This is a genomic window from Caloranaerobacter longqiensis, from assembly GCF_050286925.1.
In the GTDB taxonomy this organism is placed as follows: domain Bacteria; phylum Bacillota; class Clostridia; order Tissierellales; family Thermohalobacteraceae; genus Caloranaerobacter.
The window spans coordinates 1-1561 of the sequence record NZ_JBFWFX010000055.1 but is presented as its reverse complement, the minus strand read 5'-3'; the positions used below and the strand labels follow the sequence as shown (position 1 = coordinate 1561).

Genomic DNA, 1561 nt, shown 5'->3' with positions numbered 1-1561 from the left:
TCGGCTGCTTTCATATCAAAGATAGCTATATCAATTTCATCTTCTGTTGTTGCATTATTAAATCTGTTTTCAGCACACTTTAATTCCAATTGAGCTTGTCTAATTTCTTCTTGCAACATTAATACCACCTCGTTTTAAAGTGTCTATTGATTGTTTCATCTGTTGCATTCTCAATAAATCAATTCCAGCTTCAATGCATTCCTTCAAGTCCATGCCCTGTTCAATTGCAAGTTTTTCTATACTCTTTGCTAATTTTATTGCAAATTTCTACCACAATATCGCCCCCTTCTCGGCCTTATTTTCATAAGTCCTAAAGATTGGTCTACAGAATAATTTTTAACTATACACAGAAATAATGCATACCAGTTATTTCTCATTTATATCCCCCATTCATTCTAAAATGGAATTTCCTCGTCGTATACAGGTTGAAATCCGTCTGGTGTATCATCAGCTTGTCCTTTGTTTCCCCAATCTAAAAACTGCACTCTCTCAGCCACTATCTCTGTAACATATCTTTTTTCACCTTGCTGTGTTTCATATGCCCTAGTCTGTATTCTGCCTTGAATCCCTACAAGTCTGCCTTTCCCTAGATAGTTAGCACAATTTTCAGCTTGTCTACCCCAAACTACGATTTTAAAGAAATCTGTTTCTCTTTCTCCTTTTGTATTAGTAAAAGGTCTATCAACCGCTATATTAAAGGTGGCAACTGCTTTTCCGTTTCCAGGTAGAAATCTCAATTCTGGGTCTCTTGTTAATCTGCCGATTAAAACTACGCTATTCACCATATCCCTCCTGTTATAATGTATTTTCAATTCTAATTAATTCTTGATAAATAACTGCTGTAACTTCTTTTTCTACTTCTTTTTCAACAAGACCACGTTTCATTAATTCATCTGTAATATTTTCAGCTTCCAACCAACAATCCATAATAACCCTCCTTTTTTTAACAATCTTCATATGCAAAGTAACTTGGTACTTCTTCAATATCATCTAAAAATTCTTTTATAGTTTTAGTTACTGTTTTTCCATGTTCCCCGTATTCATAATGAGTAAATACTCCGTCTATTACAAAAGTTTCTATGAATTTTTCAGGAGTCATATCTGGATTATATTTTTTATAATCATCATAAATTGCTAATACAGTATCTATCCCCCATATATTTGCTGCATAATTCAAAGCCTCCAATTTGCTTTTAGCAACTATAAATTCAGCTACTCCATCATCATTTAATCTAAACATTTTTTTTATATTTTTCATAAAACACCCTCCTTAATTATTTTTCATTTTTAATATGTTTTTATTTCTATTGCATAATCATAAATTCGCACAAATTTCCCAAGTTTTCATAATTGTCCCTCCTATTTTTTTATTTTTTATATTCGCACTCATTTAAATAAAATGTATATCTACAAAATTATCTCTAGCCTATCTTGAATTTTACTAATTGGTACTAATACATATTGCTCTAATAGAGGGTCATCATCTAAATCTCCTGTATAGTTTTCATTTAATACATTTATCCAATATCTACCTTCTTCTTCATCAATAATAATCTGTATA

Annotated in this window: 4 protein-coding genes; all 4 read right to left on the bottom strand. The window is 31.3% G+C overall.

Translation table 11 applies throughout. The features are described from left to right. Positions 1-254: 254 nt before the first annotated feature. Genes AB4Y15_RS13990 through AB4Y15_RS13975 form a run of 4 tightly spaced genes read right to left on the bottom strand, consistent with a single transcriptional unit; the run spans position 255 to position 1258 of the window. Positions 255-377 carry a hypothetical protein gene (locus tag AB4Y15_RS13990; RefSeq protein ID WP_427340952.1) on the bottom strand — a complete coding sequence of 41 codons (123 nt, stop codon included), beginning with the start codon at positions 375-377 and terminating at the stop codon, positions 255-257. Positions 378-395: 18 nt separating this feature from the next. Then, positions 396-785, bottom strand: a complete 390-nt coding sequence (locus tag AB4Y15_RS13985) for a single-stranded DNA-binding protein (RefSeq protein ID WP_427340951.1) — start codon at positions 783-785, stop codon at positions 396-398. A gap of 10 nt (positions 786-795) precedes the next feature. Beyond that, positions 796-927: a hypothetical protein gene (locus AB4Y15_RS13980; RefSeq protein WP_427340950.1), complete on the bottom strand. Its 132-nt coding sequence runs from the start codon at positions 925-927 to the stop codon at positions 796-798. A 16-nt stretch (positions 928-943) separates the two neighbouring features. Beyond that, positions 944-1258 (bottom strand): hypothetical protein, encoded by a 315-nt coding sequence (locus tag AB4Y15_RS13975; RefSeq protein ID WP_427340949.1) that lies wholly within the window; start codon positions 1256-1258, stop codon positions 944-946. Positions 1259-1561: the final 303 nt, after the last annotated feature.